Source organism: Streptomyces sp. SYSU D01066-1, assembly GCF_054956795.1.
In genome coordinates this window covers 43852-61742 of sequence record NZ_JBUDHV010000018.1, presented here as the reverse complement: position 1 = coordinate 61742, position 17891 = coordinate 43852, and the positions used below count along the sequence as shown (strand labels likewise).

Below are 17891 nucleotides of genomic sequence, written 5' to 3'. Positions count from 1 at the left end.
ATCTACCATGATGAACCGTGTCGTCTCCCTCCCCCGCCTCCGGCCCCGCCGCCTCCGGGTCCGCGCCCATAGCGGACACCGCGGGCACCGCCCCGCTGTCCCTGTGCGCCCGTGAGCCGCATGTCCCCGCCGACCGGCTGGTGGCCGAGATGGTGCCGCCGCCGCGGTTCGACTCGGTCCGGTTCGACACCTACGTACCGGACCCGGGACAGCCCAGCCAGAGCGAGGCGGTACGGGTGCTGGAGGGCTTCGCGGCCGGGCTCGGCCAGGCCGCGCCGGCGGGCGGCGGCAGGCGCGGCCTGTTCGGTCTCGGACGGAGCAGGGCGCCGAAGACCCCGGCCGGCCCCCGCGGCGTCTACCTCGACGGCGGCTACGGCGTCGGCAAGACCCATCTGCTGGCCTCCCTGTGGCACGCCACCGACGCCGAGCCGTCCCGCAAGGCGTTCGGCACCTTCGTGGAGCTGACCAACCTGGTCGGCACCCTCGGCTTCCAGCAGACCGTGCGGACGCTGTCCGGGCACCGGCTGCTGTGCATCGACGAGTTCGAACTGGACGACCCGGGCGACACCGTCCTGGTCTCCAGTCTGCTGGCCCGGCTGGTGGAGGCGGGCGTGGCCCTGGCCGCCACCTCCAACACGCTGCCCGGCAAGCTCGGCGAGGGCCGGTTCGCGGCGGCCGACTTCCTGCGGGAGATCCAGGGCCTGTCGGCCCACTTCCGCACCCTGCGCATCGACGGCGAGGACTACCGCCACCGCGGGCTGCCCGAGGCCCCGGCGCCGTACTCCGACGCGCAGGTCACCCGGGCCGCGCACGCCACCGCCGGCGCCTCCCTGGACGCCTTCCCCGACCTGCTGGAGCACCTGGCCCGGGTCCACCCCAGCCGCTACGGCGCGCTGACCGACGGCCTCGCGGCGGTGTGCCTGACCGGGGTCGGTCCGGTGCCGGACCAGTCGACGGCGCTGCGGCTGGTGGTGCTCGCGGACCGGCTGTACGACCGCGAGGTGCCGGTCCTCGCCTCCGGACTGCCCTTCGACCAACTGTTCAGCGAGGACATGCTGAACGGCGGCTACCGCAAGAAGTACTTCCGGGCGATCTCCCGGCTGACCGCGCTGGCGCGCGACGCGGCACGTCTGGCCGACGCCCGCTGAGGCGCGGAACCACACCTAAGTACCCCCGGTCAAGAGCGAGTTCACGCCAGCCATCCGCTCTTTTCAGGCTCTCCTCAGACACGAAACACCGAATTAACCCTGCAAAGGACTTTGCCGGGTTAATGTCTTTCTTGACCAGCCATTGACCAAGTGTTGGTCCGTGCAAAACGTTCGAGGTGGGCGATGGGGGGCGCATGTCACGAGGTACGACAGTCGGCACCGTGATCTCGATCCTCGCCGCCGCCCTGCTCGCCCTGCAGTTGTTCGCACCCGGCGCGTCCTTCGCAACCGCGCACACGGGCCGTGACGTCGTGGCCAAAGCCCAGTCCGGAACCAACCCGTCCGGCTGGGCGGCGCGCACCGAAACCGTCACCTGCCACGACACCGGCCGACCCGGGGACCCGACCGGTCCCCCACGGGTCCGCGACCGGCACCGCACCACCCCCGCCCCCCAGCCCCGGTCGGCCGAGCGACCGCTTTTGAGTCAGCGCGTCCCGTCCGTCTCCGAGCAGCTCCCGGCCGGCGCCGGGCACGCACGGCCGTCGAGACCCCCGGCGGACCGTGCCCCGGCGGCGCTCCAGGTGTTCCGCTGCTGAGGAGTCCGGAACAGCAGCCCCACCTCTGTCATCGACCGTCCGACGCGCCCCCACTGCGCGCCAGGAGGAAAACACCCTCATGCAACCCCTCATCGACCACGCCCGCACCTACGGACAGCGCCCTGAGGAGTTCGCCAGGTACGCCGAAGGCCAGTCCCCCGACGTCCTGTTCATCACCTGCTCCGACTCGCGGGTCGTGCCCGCCCTGATCACGGGCGCCCGGCCCGGCCAGCTCTTCGAGCTGCGCACCGCGGGCAACGTCGTCCCGCCGTACACCGCGGAGCGCCCCACCGGCGAGGCGGCCACCATCGAGTACGCCGTGCAGGTGCTCGGCGTCGACGACATCGTGGTCTGCGGCCACTCGCACTGCGGCGCCGTCGGCGCGATGGTCCGCGGCGACGACCTGACCGCCGTACCGGCCGTGCGCGACTGGCTCAGCTACGGCGCGGACCAGCCCGACTGCTCCGACCCGGCCGACCCGGCGGTCGCCGAGCCCGTGCAGAACCACGTACTGGCCCAGCTGCTGCGGCTGCGCTCCTACCCGTGCATCCAGCGGCGCCTGGCCGAGGGCAGCCTCCGGCTGCACGGCTGGTACTACGAGGTGCACACCGGCACCGTGCGCGCGCACCAGGCGGACACCGACACGTTCGACGTCCTGTGAGCGCCGCCGTGTCCCGAATATCCAAGTACCCGTTCCTGCGGCAGGACTTCGCCGCCTCCCTCGTCGTGTTCCTGGTCGCCCTGCCGCTGTGCGTGGGCGTGGCCGTCGCCTCCGGCGTCCCGGCCGAACTCGGCCTGATCACCGGCATCGTGGGCGGCATCGTCACCGGTCTGCTGCCCGGCAGCAGCCTCCAGGTGTCCGGCCCCGCCGCCGGACTGACCGTCCTGGTCTACGAGGCCGTCGACACCTACGGCCTGCCCGCGCTCGGCGTGATCGTGCTGGTGGCCGGGCTGCTCCAGCTCGGCATGGGCGCCCTGAAGCTGGGACGCTGGTTCCGGGCCATCTCGCTGTCGGTGGTCGAGGGCATGCTGGCCGGCATCGGACTGGTCATCATCGCGGGCCAGCTCTACGCGGCGGCGGGCCTGGAGGCGCCCGCCTCCGGGCTCGGCAAGATCGCCGGGCTGCCGGGGGCGGCGGCCGACGCGTTCGGCTCCACCGACGCGCTGGCCTCGCTGGCGATCGGCGCGGGCACCATCGCGGTGATGGTCGGCTGGAAGAAGCTGCCCAAGCAGGCCCAGACCGTGCCGGGCGCGCTCGCCGCGGTCGTCCTGGCCACGCTCGCCGTCCTCGCCTTCGGGCTGCCGGTCGCCACCGTCGAGGTCAACGGCCTGTTCGACTCCATCCAGCCGCCCGGCGCCGACGCCTTCGGCGAACTGGCGAGCGTCGGGATCATCGGCACCATCATCGCCTTCACCCTGATCGCCTCCGCCGAGAGCCTGTTCAGCGCCGCCGCGGTGGACCGGCTGCACAACGGTCCGCGCACCGAGTACAACAAGGAACTGATGGCGCAGGGCGCGGGCAACGCGATCTGCGGAGTGCTCGGCGCGCTGCCGATGACCGCGGTCATCGTGCGCAGCTCGGCCAATGTGAACGCGGGCGCCAGGACCAAGGCGTCCCGGGTCCTGCACGGCGTGTGGCTGCTGCTGTTCGCGGCGCTGCTCCCGGCCGCGCTGGCCTACATCCCGCTGCCCGCGCTGGCCGGCATCCTGGTGCACGCGGGCTGGAAGCTGATCCCGTTCCGCGCGCTGGTGACGCTGTGGCGAACGCACCGGGGCGAGGCGCTGATCCTCGTCGTCACGGCCCTGTCCATCGTCGCCGTCAACATGTTCGAGGGCGTGCTGATCGGTCTGGCCCTGTCGGTGGTCAAGACCGCCTGGGACGCCTCGCACCTGAAGACGGAGGTCGTCGACAAGGGCGCCGGTCCCATTCAGGTGTACCTGTCGGGCAACGCCACCTTCCTGCGGCTGCCGAAGATCCTCGACAGCCTGGAGTCCCTCCCGCAGGACCGGCCCATCGAGCTGGACCTGTCCGGGCTGCACCACCTGGACCACGCCTGCCGTACGGCCCTGGAGAACTGGGCCGAGCGGCACAGCGCCGCCGGCACCGATCCGGTGAAGGTGACGGAACCGGCGCGGGTGACGGCACCGGCGCAGGTGAAGGAACCGGCCGGGGTGACCGAACCGGCGGGCTGACGCCCCGCTGAGACGTCCGGGCACCCCACGCGCCCCCGTGGGGTGCCCGGACGCGACACCGCGCCGCACGTGGTTCCCGGGTCTCCTGTGAGGTGGTAGACACAGCGGGTCACAGTCCTGTCCGCCAGCAGGAAGGTTTCCCCCATGTCCGTGCCGTCCCCCCGTCCGGCCCGTCCGGCGTCCCGGCGTGACGTCCTCGCCCGCTCCGGTGCCCTGGGAGCGGGCATCGTCTTCTCCGGTGCCCTGGCCGAACTGTTCACCGGCACCGCCGCCGCGCACTCCCTCGGTCACCGCGGCTACGGCCCCCTGGTCCCCGACCCCGACGGGCTGCTCGACCTGCCCGCCGGCTTCCGCTACCGGGTGCTGTCCCGGGAGGGCGAGCCCCTGCGGTCGGGCGAGGGCCCGGTCCCCTCCAACCACGACGGCATGTCCGCCTTCCCCGCCGCCCGGGGCCGCGTCCACCTGGTCCGCAACCACGAGAACCGGGCCGACGGCCGGGTTCCCGTCCCCGCCGTCGAGGGCCTCACGTACGATCCGGCCGGCCGGGGCGGCTGTACGGCGCTGACCCTGGACGCCCGCGGCCGGGTGCTGTCCGAACGGGTCGCCCTGGCCGGCACGGCCGTGAACTGCGCGGGCGGGCCCACCCCCTGGCACACCTGGCTGAGCTGCGAGGAGACCGAGGACAAGGCCGGCACCGACGGCTACACCGAGGACCACGGCTTCGTCTTCGAGGTCGACCCGGCCGACCCGCACCGCACCGGCGCGGTCCCGCTGACCGCGCTGGGCCGCTTCCAGCACGAGGCGGTCGCCGTGGACCCGGGGCTGGGCGTGGTCTACGAGACCGAGGACGCCTTCGAGCACCCCTTCGGCCTCTTCTACCGCTTCCTGCCCGACCAGCCGCTCGGCGGCACCGGGTCGCTGCGCGCGGGCGGCCGGCTCCAGGCGATGCGGGTGCCGGGCGTACCCGACCTGTCCACGGTCCGGGAGACGGGCGCGGCGTTCGACGGCATCACCTGGGTGGACGTCCCCGATCCGCTGGCCGCCGGGACCCCGGTCCGCCTCCAGGACTTCGGCCGCGGCGGCGTCACCCACGCCCAGAAGCTGGAGGGCTGCTACTGGGGCGGGCGCTGCGTGTACTTCGTGTCGTCCTTCGCCCGCGGCGCGGACGGCTCGGCGGCCGACCACCACGGCCAGATCTGGCGCTACGACCCCGGGCGGCGCCGGCTCACCCTGGTGATCGTCTTCGGCCCGGACACCGACGTGCGGCTGCCCGGCGAGTCCCCGGACAACATCTGCCTGGCGCCCGCCGGCGGCCTGATGGTCTGCGAGGACGGGGGCGGCGCCCAGCACGTCTTCGGGGTGACCAGGAAGGGCGAGGTGTACGCGGTGGCCCGCGGCCGGCAGAACACCGGAACGGACGGGGAACCCGAGTGGGGCGAGTTCGCCGGGGTGACGTTCTCCCCCGACGGCGGGACGATGTACGTCAACTGCTACACGCCGGGGACGACGTTCGCGGTGACGGGGCCCTGGCGCGCGGCCGCCGGGTGAAGGCGCCGCGGCGCGGGGTACCCGCAGCCGCATGACGGAGAACGCGCGGCCCAACGGCTCGTACTGGTTGGAGACGGCACCGGGTGAACCCCACCCCGCGCTGACGGAGGACCTCGACGTCGACGTCGCCGTGATCGGCGGCGGCGTCGCGGGACTGAGCACGGCGTACGAGCTGACCCGGGCCGGGCGGAGCGTGGCGGTGCTGGAGGCCGGGCGGATCGCCGCGAGCGTCACCGGCCACACCACCGCCAAGCTCACCGCCCAGCACACCCTGGTCTACGACAAGCTGCGCCGCACCCGGGGCCCCGAGGGCGCCCGGCTGTACGCCCGCTCGCAGACCGAGGCGATCGCGCGCGCCGCAGCGCTGGTGGAGGAGCTGGGCATCGACTGCGACTGGGAGTCCAGGAGCGCGTACACCTACGTCCGCGACGCGGACCGGGTGGAGGAGGTGCGGGCGGAGGCCGCGGCGGCGAGGGAGGCGGGGCTGCCGGCCGAGTTCGTGACGGAGACCGGGCTGCCGTTCCCGGTCGCGGGCGCCGTGCGGGTCGCGGGCGGCGCCCAGTTCCACCCGCGCAAGTACCTGCTGGCGCTCGCCGGGGACCTGCTGGCGCGCGGCGGTCTGATCTTCGAGAACACCGTCGTGCACGGGCTGGACGAGGACGAGCCGTGCCGGCTGTCGACGGACACGGGGGCGACGGTACGGGCCCGGGACGTGGTGGTGGCGACCCATTACCCGGTCTTCGACCGGGCGCTGCTGTTCACCCGGCTCTCCCCGCGCCGCGAGCTGGTGGTGGCCGGTCCCCTCGGGGCGGAGCGGGACGTCGACGGCATGTACATCACCCCGGACGAGGGCACCCGCTCGGTCCGCACGGCCCCCCTCGGCCAGGACGGCCGACGTCTGCTCATCGTCACCGGCGAGCACTTCACCCCCGGCACGGGCGACACCCGGGAACGCTTCGAGCGCCTGTCCGGCTGGGCCCGCGACCACTTCCCCGGCGTCACCCTCACCCACTCCTGGGCCACCCAGGACATCGACCCCACCGACACCGTGCCGATGGTGGGCCCGCTGCACCCGGGCGCGCACCACACCTACGTCGCCACCGGCTTCGGCGGCTGGGGGATGAGCGGCGGCATGATGGCGGGCCTGCTGCTCACCGCGCAGATCACGGGCGCCGGCAGCCCGTGGAGCGAGCTGTACGACCCGCGCCGGCTGCGCACCCAGGTCCGTGAGGCGCCGCAGTTCCTGCAGACGCAGGCCGAGGTGGCCCGGCACTTCGTCGGTGACCGGCTCCGCTCCACGCCGCCGGTGGACGCCCTGCAGCCCGGCGAGGGCGCGGTCGTGCGGGCGGACGGCGACAAGGTGGCCGTCTACCGCGACGAGGCCGGCACCCTGCACGCCGTCTCCCCGCGCTGCACCCACCTGGGCTGTCTGGTCGGCTTCAACGCGGCCGAACGCGCCTGGGAGTGCCCCTGCCACGGCTCGCGCTTCGACACGGACGGCAAGGTCATCGAGGGCCCGGCGACCAAGCCGCTGGAGCGGCGGGAGATCTGACCGGCCGCCCGGCCGGGTGACCGTACGGCCGGGTCGGCGCCCGGCGGCGGGAAAACCGGCGAAGCCGCCCATACGTTCGTACGATGATCACTCTCGTACGACGTGCGGTCCTGGTCTCTCTCCTGGGCGCCGCCCTCGCCGCCTGCGGCACCGCCGAGGCGCCGCGCCGCCCGGCCGTCTCCCCTTCCGCCTCCTCGCCGAAGCCGTCCGTCGCGACCCTCGCGCCCGGCCCGGCCGGGCTCACCCCGGTCCTCTCGCACGGCCCGCGCACCGGCGAGCGGACCGTGGCGCTGACCTTCGACGCCGACATGACCGCCGACCAGGGGCCGCGGGCGGCGGCGGGCGAGCGGTTCGACAACCCGGAGCTGATCGCCGCGCTGCGGGAGCTGAAGGTGCCGGCGACGGTGTTCATGACCGGGCGGTGGGCCGAGGAGTACCCGGACCAGGCCCGCTCGATCGGCCGGGACCGGCTCTTCGAGGTCGCCAACCACTCCTACAGCCACTACGCCTTCACCGACGACTGCTACGGCCTGCCGACCGTGCCCCGCGCCCGGATGCGGGCGGACGTGGAACGGGCGTACGCGGCGTTCCGGAAGGCCGGGGTGCGGGACCCGATGCCGTACTTCCGCTTCCCGGGCGGGTGCCACGACCCGGCGGCGCTGAAGGAGCTGACGGCCGCCGGGGTCACCGCCGTGCAGTGGGACGTGGTGAGCGGCGACGCCTTCGCGACGGACGCGGACGCGGTGGCCCGGCAGGTGCTGGACGGGGTCCGGCCGGGGTCGGTGGTGGTCCTGCACTGCACCCGCAGCGCCGCCCCCGTCACCGAGCGGGCGGTGCGGACGGTGGTGCCCGCACTGCGGCGGCAGGGCTACCGCTTCGTCAAGGTCTCCGAGCTGGTCGGCGCCGCGAACGGGCGGACCTGACGGTTCTACGCTGGAGACATGAGTGACGACGACTACTGCCTGACCGACGACGCGGGCAGGCCGCCGAAGGCGGACGGGCCGCCCTACGCGGAGTGTGTCCTGTGCCGGGAGCCGACGGAGTACCCGGAGGCGTACAAGGGCGTCACCCTCTGCCCGGCCTGCGAGTGGCTGGAGGCGCAGCGGACGGCCTGCTCGGGGTGACCCGCGCCGCGGCGGCCTACGCCCGTCCGCCGTACCTCACGTCGCATGGCCCCGTACTCTCCCGGGTCCGCGGCGGCTTGGCAGACTGGGCGCGTGAACAGCGACGCGACACCCGTCCCCGACAGCACCGCCCCCGTCGGCCCCGCACCCGGTGGTCCCGCCGCCGACAGCCCGTTTCGCGCCGGCCCCGGTGACCGCGACCTCGCGCCGCAGTTCGTGCTGCCGCTGGTCGTCCGCATCGAGCGCGCGGCGCCGCCGGCCCGTACCGACGCGCTGGAGACCGCCGCCCGGGCGGTGCTGGTGATGCTCTCCGACGAGCGGTCGGTGGGCGAGGGGGAATGGGCGCGGGCGATGCGCGACTGGCAGGACGCCCGCATCCGCAAGGTGGTGCGGCGGGCGCGCGGCGCCGAGTGGCGGCGGGCCGGGACGCTGCCCGGCATCACGGTCACCGGCGAGTCGGCGCAGGTACGGGTCTTCCCGCCGGTCCCGCTGGACGGCTGGCCCAAGGAGCTGGCCAAGCTGCAGGTCTCCGGGACGGAACTCGACGACCCCGGACCGCCGGGCGACGCCGACCGGTCCGGGCCGGTGCTGTGGATGAGTCCCGAGGTCGAGATGTCGGCCGGCAAGGCGATGGCGCAGGCCGGGCACGGCGCCCAGCTCGCCTGGTGGGAACTGACCGGCGCACAGCGCGCCGCCTGGCGTGACGCGGGCTTCCCGCTCGCCGTCCGCACCGCGTCCCCCGCCGACTGGCCCCGCCTCACCGCGGCCGGCCTGCCGGTGGTCCGCGACGCCGGGTACACGGAGATCGCGCCGGGTTCGTGCACGGTGGTGGCGGACCACCCGGAGCTGCGGTGAGGCGGTGGAGCTGCGAGGCGGTGCCCCGGTGACGCGGTGAGGGCGCGAGGCGGTGACGCGGTGCCCCGGTGACGCTCCCCGAACCTCAAATCTTGCTCTGAACGCCCGCGTTCCATGATTCGGCCCCGCTCGCGGCGGCGATACCCCCGGCATGTACGCAGGAGAGGGGGTGGAGACCGTGCACCGACTGGGAACCGGTATCGGATGGCGTCCGGAGATCGCGGACGCCGTCGAGGCGATGCCGGGCATCGACTGGGTCGAGGTGGTGGCCGAGAACATCTGCCCCGGACACCTCCCGGCCTCGCTGCTGCGGCTGCGCGAGCGCGGGGTCACCGTGGTGCCGCACGGCGTCTCCCTCGGCCTCGGCGGCGCGGACCGGCCCGACGCGGGGCGGCTCGCGGCACTGGCCGAGCGGGCCGACGTACTCGGGTCACCGCTGGTCACCGAGCACATCGCGTTCGTCCGCGCGGGCGGGCCCGGGACCTTCTCACCGCGTCTGGAGGCGGGGCACCTGCTGCCCGTGCCGCGCACCCGGGACGCCCTGGACGTGCTGTGCGAGAACGTGCGCATCGCGCAGGACGCGCTGCCCGTGCCGCTGGCCGTGGAGAACATCGCCGCGCTCTTCTCCTGGCCGGGCGAGGAGATGACGGAGGGGCAGTTCCTGTACGAACTGGCCGACCGGACCGGCGTACGGCTGCTGATCGACGTGGCCAACCTGCACACCAACCACGTCAACCGCGGCGAGGACCCGGCCGAGGCGCTCGCCGCGCTGCCGCTGGAGGCCCTCGCCTACGTCCATGTCGCGGGCGGCTTCGAACGCGACGGCGTCTGGCACGACAGCCACGCCCACCCCGTGACCCAGCCGGTGCTCGACGTGCTCACCGACCTCGCCTCGCGGGTCGCGCCGCCGGGGGTGCTGCTGGAGCGGGACGAGGACTTCCCCGAGCCGGCCGAGCTGGAGGGGGAACTGGCCGCGATCGGGGCGGCGGTGGAGAAGGGGCGGGCGGCCGGGGGCCGGGGGTCCGCACGGCTGCCGGGCGGGGTGGCGGAGAACGGGAGGCGGGCCGCGGCTGCGGGCGACGGGGCGCGGACAACGGCTGCCAGCGACGGGGAGCGGACAACGGCTGCGGGCCAAGAGGACCGGGCAACGGCCGTGGCCGCGGGTGCGGCTGCGGGTCAAGAGGAGCGGCGGGCCGTCGGTGCGGGCGCTCGCGGGCGGCTCGCCTTTGCCCAGACCACCCTGCTCTCCTCGCTCGTCGCGGGGGCCCCCGCGCCCGAGGGGTTCGACCGGGCGCGGCTGGAGGTGCAGGCCCGGGCGCTGGCCGGGAAGCGGGCCGGCGTGGTGGCGAAGGTCGCGCCCGAACTGCCGGAGATCCTGGGCGCGGCGTACCGTCCGGCCTTCCTCGCCTACGCGCGGGAGCGGCCGATGACCGGGGGCTACCGCCGGGACGCCCTGGACTTCGCCGCGCACCTGGTGCGGAGCGGGACCGTGGCGGACGCCCGGGCCCGGCGGGAGGTACGGCGGTGGTGGCGGGAGCGGTCGGGACCGGTGCCCCGCTCGCGGCGTCCGGCGGTGCGACTGGCGCGGGCCACGCGACGGGTACTGCTGGGGCGCTGAGCTTCCCCGAACGGATCGTCACCCACCGGCGGCACCGGGTCCGGACGCCGGGCGGAGCACGGCGCGGGCCCGTCTCCCCGGCCGGGGAGACGGTGTGTTCCGGGTCCTCCTCCTGCCGCCGGTCCGGGACGCCGCCGCGGACCTCGCCCCGGTCGCCGTCCGCGGCGTCCGGGTGATCGGCGAACCGGGCCCGAGCGCGGCCCGAGCGCGCCGCGAGGAGCGCGGGGCCTGCGGGACCGGTCCGTCGGAGCCGCCCCGGGAAGGACGCGGCGCCGACACCCGCCGGGGTGCTTGCCTTCCCCCACCAGCGAACGAAACATCCCCTTTGTCGCACTTTCGCGCACCGAAGGGACACACGATGAGAGCAGCCGCCCTCTACCCGGCCGCCGGCTCCCTGCTCCTGGCCGCCCTCACCGCCGTCCCCGCCGGCGGCGTGCCGGAGGGCCCGGAGGCGGCCACGGCCACGGCCGAGCGGCGGGGTACCGAGGTGGCCGCCGCACGGGCCGCCGCGGCCGGCGTCAGGTTCGGCGACTGCCCGGACGCCGACGAGCTGCCGGGCGGCATGCGCTGCGGCACGGTCACCGTCCCGCTCGACTACGCGCGCCCCGACGGCCGGCGGATCGCGCTGACCGTCGGCCGGGTGCGGGCCACCGGCAAGGACCCGGAACGCGGTGGGCGGGCGGTGCCCCGGCAGGGCGCCCTCGTCCACAACCCGGGCGGGCCGGGCGCCTCCGGGCTGCACTTCCCCCTCATCGGCATGGTGCCCGAGTGGAAGCGGCTGGCGGCGGCGTACGACCTGGTCGGCTACGCGCCGCGCGGGGTCGCCCCCTCCGCGCCGCTGAGCTGCCAGGACCCGGCACGCTCCGTCCAGGGGCCCCGGCCGTCCCCGACGCGGCCCTCCGCGGCGTACAAGAGGGAACGCGCCGCCGAGGCCGCGGCGTACGCGCGTGGCTGCGCCGAGCGGGCGGGCGAGGCGCTGCGCCACTACCACTCCCTCAACAACGCCCGGGACCTGGAGGTGATCCGGGCCGCGCTGGGCGAGGAGGAACTGACCTTCATGGGCGCCTCGTACGGGACCTACGTCGGGGCGCTGTACGCGGAGCTGTTCCCGGGGCGGGTGCGGCGGATGGTGTTCGACTCGGTGGTGAATCCCGACCCGGCGGGGATCTGGTACCGCAACAACCTCGCCCAGTCGGCGGCGTTCGAGCGGCGCTGGCGGGACTTCCGGACGTGGATCGCCGCGCACGACGACGTGTACGGGCTCGGGGCCACGCCGAGCGCGGTGCGGGACAGTTACGAGCGGGCGAGCCGGTCGCTGGCGGCGCGGCCGGCGGGCGGCACGGTCGGACCGGCGCAGCTGCAGAGGTCGTTCCTGCGGGCCGGGTACTACGACGACCACTGGCCGCACCGGGCGCACGCCCTGTCGGCCTATCTGAAGGGGGACCCGGGGCCGCTGGTGGAGCTGGCGGAGCCGCTCCTGGAGACGGCCGCGGAGACGGAGAACACCGGCGCCGTGTACACGGCCGTGGAGTGCAACGACGCGCCCTGGCCGACGGAGTTCGCGGTCTGGGACCGGGACAACACCCGGCTGGCGCGGCGGGCACCGTTCGAGACCTGGGAGAACGTGTGGACCAATCTGCCGTGCGCCTTCTGGCAGGCGCCCCGGCGGCGGCCCCTGGACGTGCGCACCGCGCCGGGCGAACTGCCGCCGGTGCTGATCCTGGCGGCCGAGCGGGACGCGGCCACGCCCTACGCCGGGGCGCTGGAGCTGCGGCGCCGGCTGTCGGGCTCGGTGCTGGTCACCGAGCGGGGCGCCGGCTCCCACGGCGTCGCGGGCGGCCCGAACGCGTGCGTCAACGGGTACCTGGAGGCGTATCTGCTCGACGGCCGCCTCCCGGCGCGGGACGCGTCCTGCGCCCCGCGCCCGGCCCCGGTGCCCGCGCCGGAGAGCCGACCGGGCCTCTGACTTCCGGTGGCTGGTCAGGCCAGCCCGGCGATCAGCTCCGGCAGGTCCTTGCGGCGCCCGGTGTAGAACGGGACCTCCTCGCGGACGTGCAGCCGCGCCTCGGAGCCGCGCAGGTGGCGCATGAGGTCGACGATGCGGTGCAGTTCGTCGGCCTCGAAGGCGAGGATCCACTCGTAGTCGCCCAGCGAGAAGGAGGCGACCGTGTTGGCGCGCACGTCGGGGTAGCCGCGGGCCATCTTGCCGTGGTCGGCGAGCATCCGGCGGCGGTCCTCGTCGGGCAGCAGGTACCAGTCGTAGGAGCGCACGAACGGGTAGACGCTGATGTAGTCGCGCGGCGTCTCGTCGGCGAGGAAGGCCGGGATGTGCGAGCGGTTGAACTCGGCGGGGCGGTGCAGCGCCATGTTCGACCAGACCGGCTCCAGGGCGCGGCCCAGCCTGGTGCGGCGGAAGAGGTTGTACGCCTCCTGGAGCTGGTCGCTGGTCTCGGCGTGCCACCAGATCATCACGTCGGCGTCGGCCCGCAGCCCGGAGAGGTCGTAGGTGCCGCGCACGGTCACGTCCTTGGCGGCGAGCTGGTCGAACAGTTCCTGGACCTCGTCGGCGTATCCGGCCCGGTCCTCGGGGAGCGCGTCCTTCAGCTTGAAGACGGACCAGAGGGTGTAGCGGATGACCTCGTTGAGGTCCTTGGCCAGCTTGCCCTTGTTGGGGATGCGCTCGGCCGCGGGGGTGGAGGCGTCGTCACTCATGGCCTTATTCTCCCGCTCCGCTCTGTGGCCTTCGCACCGGGTCGGTGGTGAGTTCCTCCACACCGCCGAGGGCGTCGTGGACCTGGTCGGCGGCGGCTCGGGCGCTGGCGATGGAGGCCGGGACGCCGACGCCGTCGTACGCCGCGCCGCACACGGCGAGGCCGGGAACCTCGGCGAGGTGCTCGCGGACGCGGGTCACGCGCGCGTGGTGGCCGACGGGGTACTGGGGCAGACCGTCCTGCCAGCGGGTGACGCGGGTGGCGACGGGCGCGGCGGTCAGGCCGGTGGCCCGCTCCAGGTCGTGCCGGGAGACGGCGACGAGTGCGGCGTCGTCGCGGCCGAGGATCTCCGTCTCGCCGTAGCGGCCGACGGAGGTGCGCAGCACGACCAGGTCCGGGTCCTCGCGGTCGATCCAGCCCCACTTGCGGGAGGCGAAGGTGGACGCCTTGATGGTGCGTCCGTCGACCGGCGGCACCAGGAAGCCGCTGCCCTCGGGGAGCGCGGCGGCGTCCGCGCGGCGGTAGGCGAGGGTGATCAGCGCCATGGAGGCGTACTCCACGGCGGCCAGCTCGGCCGCGGCGGCGGGCGCCTCGGCGCGCAGCAGCGCGGCGGCGGCCGGGGCGGGCACGGCGACGATCACCGCGTCGGCGGTCAGCACCCGGCCGCCGGCGACGACGCGCCACCCGGCGGGCGCGGTGCGGCGCACCTCGGTCACCGGGCTGTTCAGCAGGATCTCGCCGCCGCGGGCGCGGACGGCGTCGGCGACGGCCGGGGGCAGGGTGCCGACGCCGCCCTCGATGCCCATGAAGACGGGGCCGCCGGGCGCCGGTGCGGCGGCCGTACGGCCCTGGATCGCGCGGACCGCCTCGGTGAGCGACGGGTGCGCGCGGACGGCGTCGAACAGCTGGGGCACGGCCGAGCGCATCGAGATGCGGTACGCGTCGCCCGCGTACACCCCGCCCAGCAGGGGCTCCACCAGGCGGTCGACCACCTCGCGGCCGACCCGGGCCGCCACGTACCCGCCGACCGCCACGTCGTCGCCGACCTCGGTGGGGGGCAGTTCGGCGTCGCGCTCGACGCGGGCCAGTCCCTCGTCCGACAGCACGCCGGACAGGGCGGCGGCGGTGCCGGGGACGCCCATGACGTGGCCCTTGGGCATGGGCCGCAGGGCGCCGCGGGTCCACAGCGAGGCGGTCGCGGTGGCCGGCGGCTGGAGGCGGTCGCCGAGGCCCACCGCGCGGGCCAGGCCGACCGCCTCGGGGCGGCGGGCCAGCATCGACTCGGCGCCCAGGTCGACGCGCACGCCCGCGATCTCGCCGGGCAGCAGCTTGCCGCCGACGCGGTCCGACGCCTCCAGCACGGTCACCCGCGCGCCCCGCTCCGACAGCCGGTGGGCGGCGGCCAGACCGGCGATCCCGGCTCCGATGACGACGACATGCCCCGTGCCCGCACGGGTCCGACTTGCGCACATGTTCCCACCTTCTCAGACCCCGCCGACAGGGGCCGAAGGGCCCCGGCGTCCGCCGCGCGGGCCCGGCGTCCGGCGCGCGCGGGACCGTCCCTGTGTCCCGCGCGCCGGGCCGCCCCGGCATCCGCCGCGCGAAGCCCCCGGCACCCGGCACCCGGCACCCGACGGACGCCCGTGCCCGGCACCCGCGGCCCCCGGTGTCCGGCGCGCGTCCGGACCGTGACCTCATCGGGACCCGCGCGCGCCAACGTTCCGGCCCGTCCCGGCGTCGAAGGAGCGTCAGTCGTCACGTCCCCGGGGGAGACCCGCATGCGCGCACACCGTTCCGTACGACCCGTTCCGGCCCTGGCCGGGCTGCTGCTGGCCGCCGCCCTCGCGCTCACCGGATGCGGCGGCGGCGCCGACGGCTCCGCCGGGAGCGGCAGCGCCGACAAGGCGGCCGGCCGGGAGCAGGGCGCCCAGCAGGGCGCGGGGGCCGGGGCCGGGGCCGCGAAGGGCTCCGAGGCGACCGCACCGGCGAAGCTCCCTGCGCAGCACGTCATCCGTACCGCCTCCCTGACCGTGCGGGTCGGGGACGTCCCCCGGGCGCTCGCCGAGGCCCGTACCGTCACCGAGGACGCGGGCGGCTACGTCGGCGAGGAGACCACCGGCCGCGACGAGGACGGCGACGAGCACACCGAGGTCGTGCTGCGGGTGCCCGCCGACGCCTACGACCGCGTCCTCACCGGCCTGGCGGGCACCGGCGAGCTGCTGGAACGGACCACCGAGGCACGGGACGTCACCGACCAGGTGGTGGACGTGGAGAGCCGCGTCGCCTCGCAGCGCGCCAGCGTCGCCCGGATCCGCGAGCTGATGGACCGGGCGGAGCGGCTGAGCGACGTGGTGACGCTGGAGGGCGAGCTGAGCACCCGTCAGGCCGAGCTGGAGTCACTGCTCGCCCGGCAGGCGTCCCTGAAGGAACGCACCGCCCTGGCGACCGTCACCCTCTCCCTCACCGAGACGCCGCCCCGCCCCGGCGGCACGGACGGCGGCCCCGGGTTCACCGACGCCCTCGCGGGCGGCTGGCACGCGTTCGTGACGATGCTGCGCTGGCTGGCGGTGGCGTTCGGCGCGGTGCTGCCGTTCGCGGCGGTGACGGCGCTCGTCGTGCTGCTGTGGGTGCGGCTGGCGCGGCCCCGGCTGCCGCGCCGCCCGGCGCCCGCGCCCGCCACGACCGCCCCGGGCCCGCTGCCGGCGGCCCGCCCGGCGCCGGCGGGTACGCAGGAGCGGGGGGAGGGCTGACGGGGACCGGGCCGTCCCGCCCCCGTAGCGTGTCCGCATGGACACGAGTGGTGCGACGGGTGGACGTGAGCGGCTGGTGGTGATCGGCGGCGACGCCGCGGGGATGTCCGCGGCGTCGCAGGCACGCCGGCTGAGGGGCCCCGACGAGCTGGAGATCGTGGCGTTCGAACGCGGCCACTTCTCCTCCTATTCGGCGTGCGGCATCCCCTACTGGGTCGGCGGCGAGGTCGACGACCGGGACCGGCTGATCGCCCGCACCCCCGAGGAGCACCGCGCCCGCCACATCGACCTGCGCATGCGCACCGAGGTCACGGAGATCGACGTGGCGGGGCGGCGGGTACGCGCGCGTGACCTCGATTCCGGTGCCGAGTCCTGGACCGCGTACGACAAGCTCGTCATCGCCACCGGCGCGCGGCCGATCCGGCCCGACCTGCCCGGCGCGGACGCCCCCGGGGTGCACGGCGTGCAGACGCTGGACGACGGGCAGGCGCTGCTGGACACGCTGGCACGCGCGCGTGGCCGTCGCGCGGTGGTCGTCGGCGCCGGGTACATCGGCGTGGAGATGGCCGAGGCGCTGATCAAGCGCGGCTACCAGGTGACGGTCGTCAACCGCGGCCGGGAGCCGATGGCCACCCTCGACCCCGACATGGGCCGCCTGGTGCGTACGGCCATGGAGGGCCTGGGCATCACCATGGTGAACGGCGCCGAGGTCACCGAAGTGCGCACCGGCGAGGACGGGCGGGTGAGCGCGGTGGCCGCCGGCGGCGCGGTGTACCCGGCGGACGTGGTGGTGCTCGGCATCGGCGTCGCCCCGGAGACCTCGCTCGCCCGGGCCGCCGGTCTCCCCCTGGGCGGCCGCGGCGGCCTGCTGACGGACCGGGCGATGCGGGTGCGGGGGCACGCGGACATCTGGGCGGGCGGCGACTGCGTGGAGGTCCTGGACCTGGTGTCCGGGCAGTGGCGGCACATGGCGCTCGGCACCCACGCCAACAAGCACGGCCAGGTGATCGGCACCAACGCGGGCGGCGGGTACGCCACCTTCCCGGGCGTGGTCGGCACGGCGGTCAGCAAGGTCTGCGACCTGGAGATCGCCCGGACGGGGCTGCGCGAGAAGGACGCCCGCCGGGTGGGCCTCCAGTACGTCGCGGTCACCGTCGAGTCGACCAGCCGCGCGGGCTACTACCCGGACGCCTCCCCCATGACGGTGAAGATGCTCGCCGAACGCCGCACCGGCAAGTTGCTGGGCGTGCAGATCGTCGGCCGGGAGGGCGCGGGCAAGCGGGTCGACACGGCGGCGGTCGCCCTGACGGCGGGCATGACGGTGGAGCGGATGACCGCGCTGGACCTGGGTTACGCCCCGCCGTTCTCGCCGGTGTGGGACCCGGTGCTGGTGGCGGCCCGCAAGGCGGCGCGGGCGGTCGAGGAGGCCGGCTGACGCCTCACGCCGTGCCGTTGATCCGGTCGATGACCTGCCGGGTCTGCTCGCCCGGCGGGCGGGGCTGGAGCGACGACACCGAGGCCGTGGAGGGCGCGGCGGGCGGCTGCTCCCCGGCCGGGCGGGCGTGTCCGGCGGGCCGGGTGGAGCGCAGCCGGTGGCTGACGGCCTCGTCGAGGGTGACGGGCCGGCGGTTCTGCGCGGCCAGCCGCCCGGCCTCCTGCCCGAGCCGGGCGACGTCCTCCCAGGGCAGTCGCAGCACGAGCGCGATCTCGGCCTCTCCGTCGGGCAGGGCCTGGAGCGCGGGGGTGATCCGGTCGTTCATCGCCTGTCCTCACCTCGTCCCCGCGACGCGCCTTCG

General features: G+C 75.3%; 16 protein-coding genes. 13 read left to right on the top strand and 3 right to left on the bottom strand.

The window, feature by feature from the left end; genetic code table 11:
* The first annotated feature begins 17 nt into the window (after window positions 1–17).
* The 11 genes from zapE (at window position 18) to ACY1JF_RS18390 (ending at window position 12600) form a co-directional block, all read left to right on the top strand.
* Window positions 18–1148 (top strand): cell division protein ZapE, encoded by a 1131-nt coding sequence (gene zapE, locus ACY1JF_RS18440; RefSeq protein WP_462706237.1) that lies wholly within the window; start codon window positions 18–20, stop codon window positions 1146–1148.
* A gap of 221 nt (window positions 1149–1369) precedes the next feature.
* Entirely contained in the window at window positions 1370–1744 is a 375-nt protein-coding gene (locus ACY1JF_RS18435; protein ID WP_462706236.1) for a hypothetical protein, read from the top strand.
* A gap of 79 nt (window positions 1745–1823) precedes the next feature.
* Window positions 1824–2405, top strand: coding sequence for a carbonic anhydrase (locus ACY1JF_RS18430; RefSeq protein ID WP_462706235.1), 582 nt, complete (start codon window positions 1824–1826; stop codon window positions 2403–2405).
* Between the two features lie 17 nt (window positions 2406–2422).
* The gene (locus ACY1JF_RS18425) at window positions 2423–3937 is read left to right on the top strand and encodes a SulP family inorganic anion transporter (protein ID WP_462706291.1); all 1515 of its coding nucleotides are present in this window, start codon (window positions 2423–2425) and stop codon (window positions 3935–3937) included.
* 144 nt (window positions 3938–4081) lie between these two features.
* Entirely contained in the window at window positions 4082–5485 is a 1404-nt protein-coding gene (locus ACY1JF_RS18420; RefSeq protein ID WP_462706234.1) for an alkaline phosphatase PhoX, read from the top strand.
* Window positions 5486–5516: 31 nt separating this feature from the next.
* Complete coding sequence (locus ACY1JF_RS18415; protein WP_462706233.1) at window positions 5517–7037, top strand: FAD-dependent oxidoreductase; 1521 nt, start codon at window positions 5517–5519, stop codon at window positions 7035–7037.
* Window positions 7038–7120: 83 nt separating this feature from the next.
* Window positions 7121–7960 (top strand): polysaccharide deacetylase family protein, encoded by an 840-nt coding sequence (locus ACY1JF_RS18410; protein ID WP_462706232.1) that lies wholly within the window; start codon window positions 7121–7123, stop codon window positions 7958–7960.
* A gap of 18 nt (window positions 7961–7978) precedes the next feature.
* Window positions 7979–8161, top strand: a complete 183-nt coding sequence (locus ACY1JF_RS18405; RefSeq protein WP_462706231.1) for a hypothetical protein — start codon at window positions 7979–7981, stop codon at window positions 8159–8161.
* 45 nt (window positions 8162–8206) lie between these two features.
* The gene (locus ACY1JF_RS18400; protein ID WP_462706230.1) at window positions 8207–9016 is read left to right on the top strand and encodes an aminoacyl-tRNA hydrolase; all 810 of its coding nucleotides are present in this window, start codon (window positions 8207–8209) and stop codon (window positions 9014–9016) included.
* A 178-nt stretch (window positions 9017–9194) separates the two neighbouring features.
* Entirely contained in the window at window positions 9195–10634 is a 1440-nt protein-coding gene (locus tag ACY1JF_RS18395) for an MbnB/TglH/ChrH family RiPP precursor modification enzyme (protein WP_462706290.1), read from the top strand.
* A gap of 358 nt (window positions 10635–10992) precedes the next feature.
* Window positions 10993–12600, top strand: coding sequence for an alpha/beta hydrolase (locus tag ACY1JF_RS18390; RefSeq protein WP_462706229.1), 1608 nt, complete (start codon window positions 10993–10995; stop codon window positions 12598–12600).
* 14 nt (window positions 12601–12614) lie between these two features.
* On the opposite strand, the gene hemQ is transcribed toward ACY1JF_RS18390, so the two are convergent.
* On the bottom strand, window positions 12615–13346 hold the full coding sequence (hemQ, locus tag ACY1JF_RS18385) for a hydrogen peroxide-dependent heme synthase (protein ID WP_462706228.1): 732 nt from the start codon (window positions 13344–13346) through the stop codon (window positions 12615–12617).
* Window positions 13347–13350: 4 nt separating this feature from the next.
* Window positions 13351–14817 (bottom strand): protoporphyrinogen oxidase, encoded by a 1467-nt coding sequence (gene hemG / locus ACY1JF_RS18380; RefSeq protein WP_462706227.1) that lies wholly within the window; start codon window positions 14815–14817, stop codon window positions 13351–13353.
* Window positions 14818–15123: 306 nt separating this feature from the next.
* Here hemG and ACY1JF_RS18375 point away from each other — a divergent pair, with 306 nt between their 5' ends.
* Window positions 15124–16095 carry a DUF4349 domain-containing protein gene (locus ACY1JF_RS18375; RefSeq protein WP_462706226.1) on the top strand — a complete coding sequence of 324 codons (972 nt, stop codon included), beginning with the start codon at window positions 15124–15126 and terminating at the stop codon, window positions 16093–16095.
* A 37-nt stretch (window positions 16096–16132) separates the two neighbouring features.
* The gene (locus ACY1JF_RS18370) at window positions 16133–17530 is read left to right on the top strand and encodes an FAD-dependent oxidoreductase (protein WP_462706225.1); all 1398 of its coding nucleotides are present in this window, start codon (window positions 16133–16135) and stop codon (window positions 17528–17530) included.
* Window positions 17531–17534: 4 nt separating this feature from the next.
* On the opposite strand, the gene ACY1JF_RS18365 is transcribed toward ACY1JF_RS18370, so the two are convergent.
* On the bottom strand, window positions 17535–17855 hold the full coding sequence (locus ACY1JF_RS18365; protein ID WP_462706224.1) for a hypothetical protein: 321 nt from the start codon (window positions 17853–17855) through the stop codon (window positions 17535–17537).
* Between the last annotated feature and the right edge of the window lie 36 nt (window positions 17856–17891).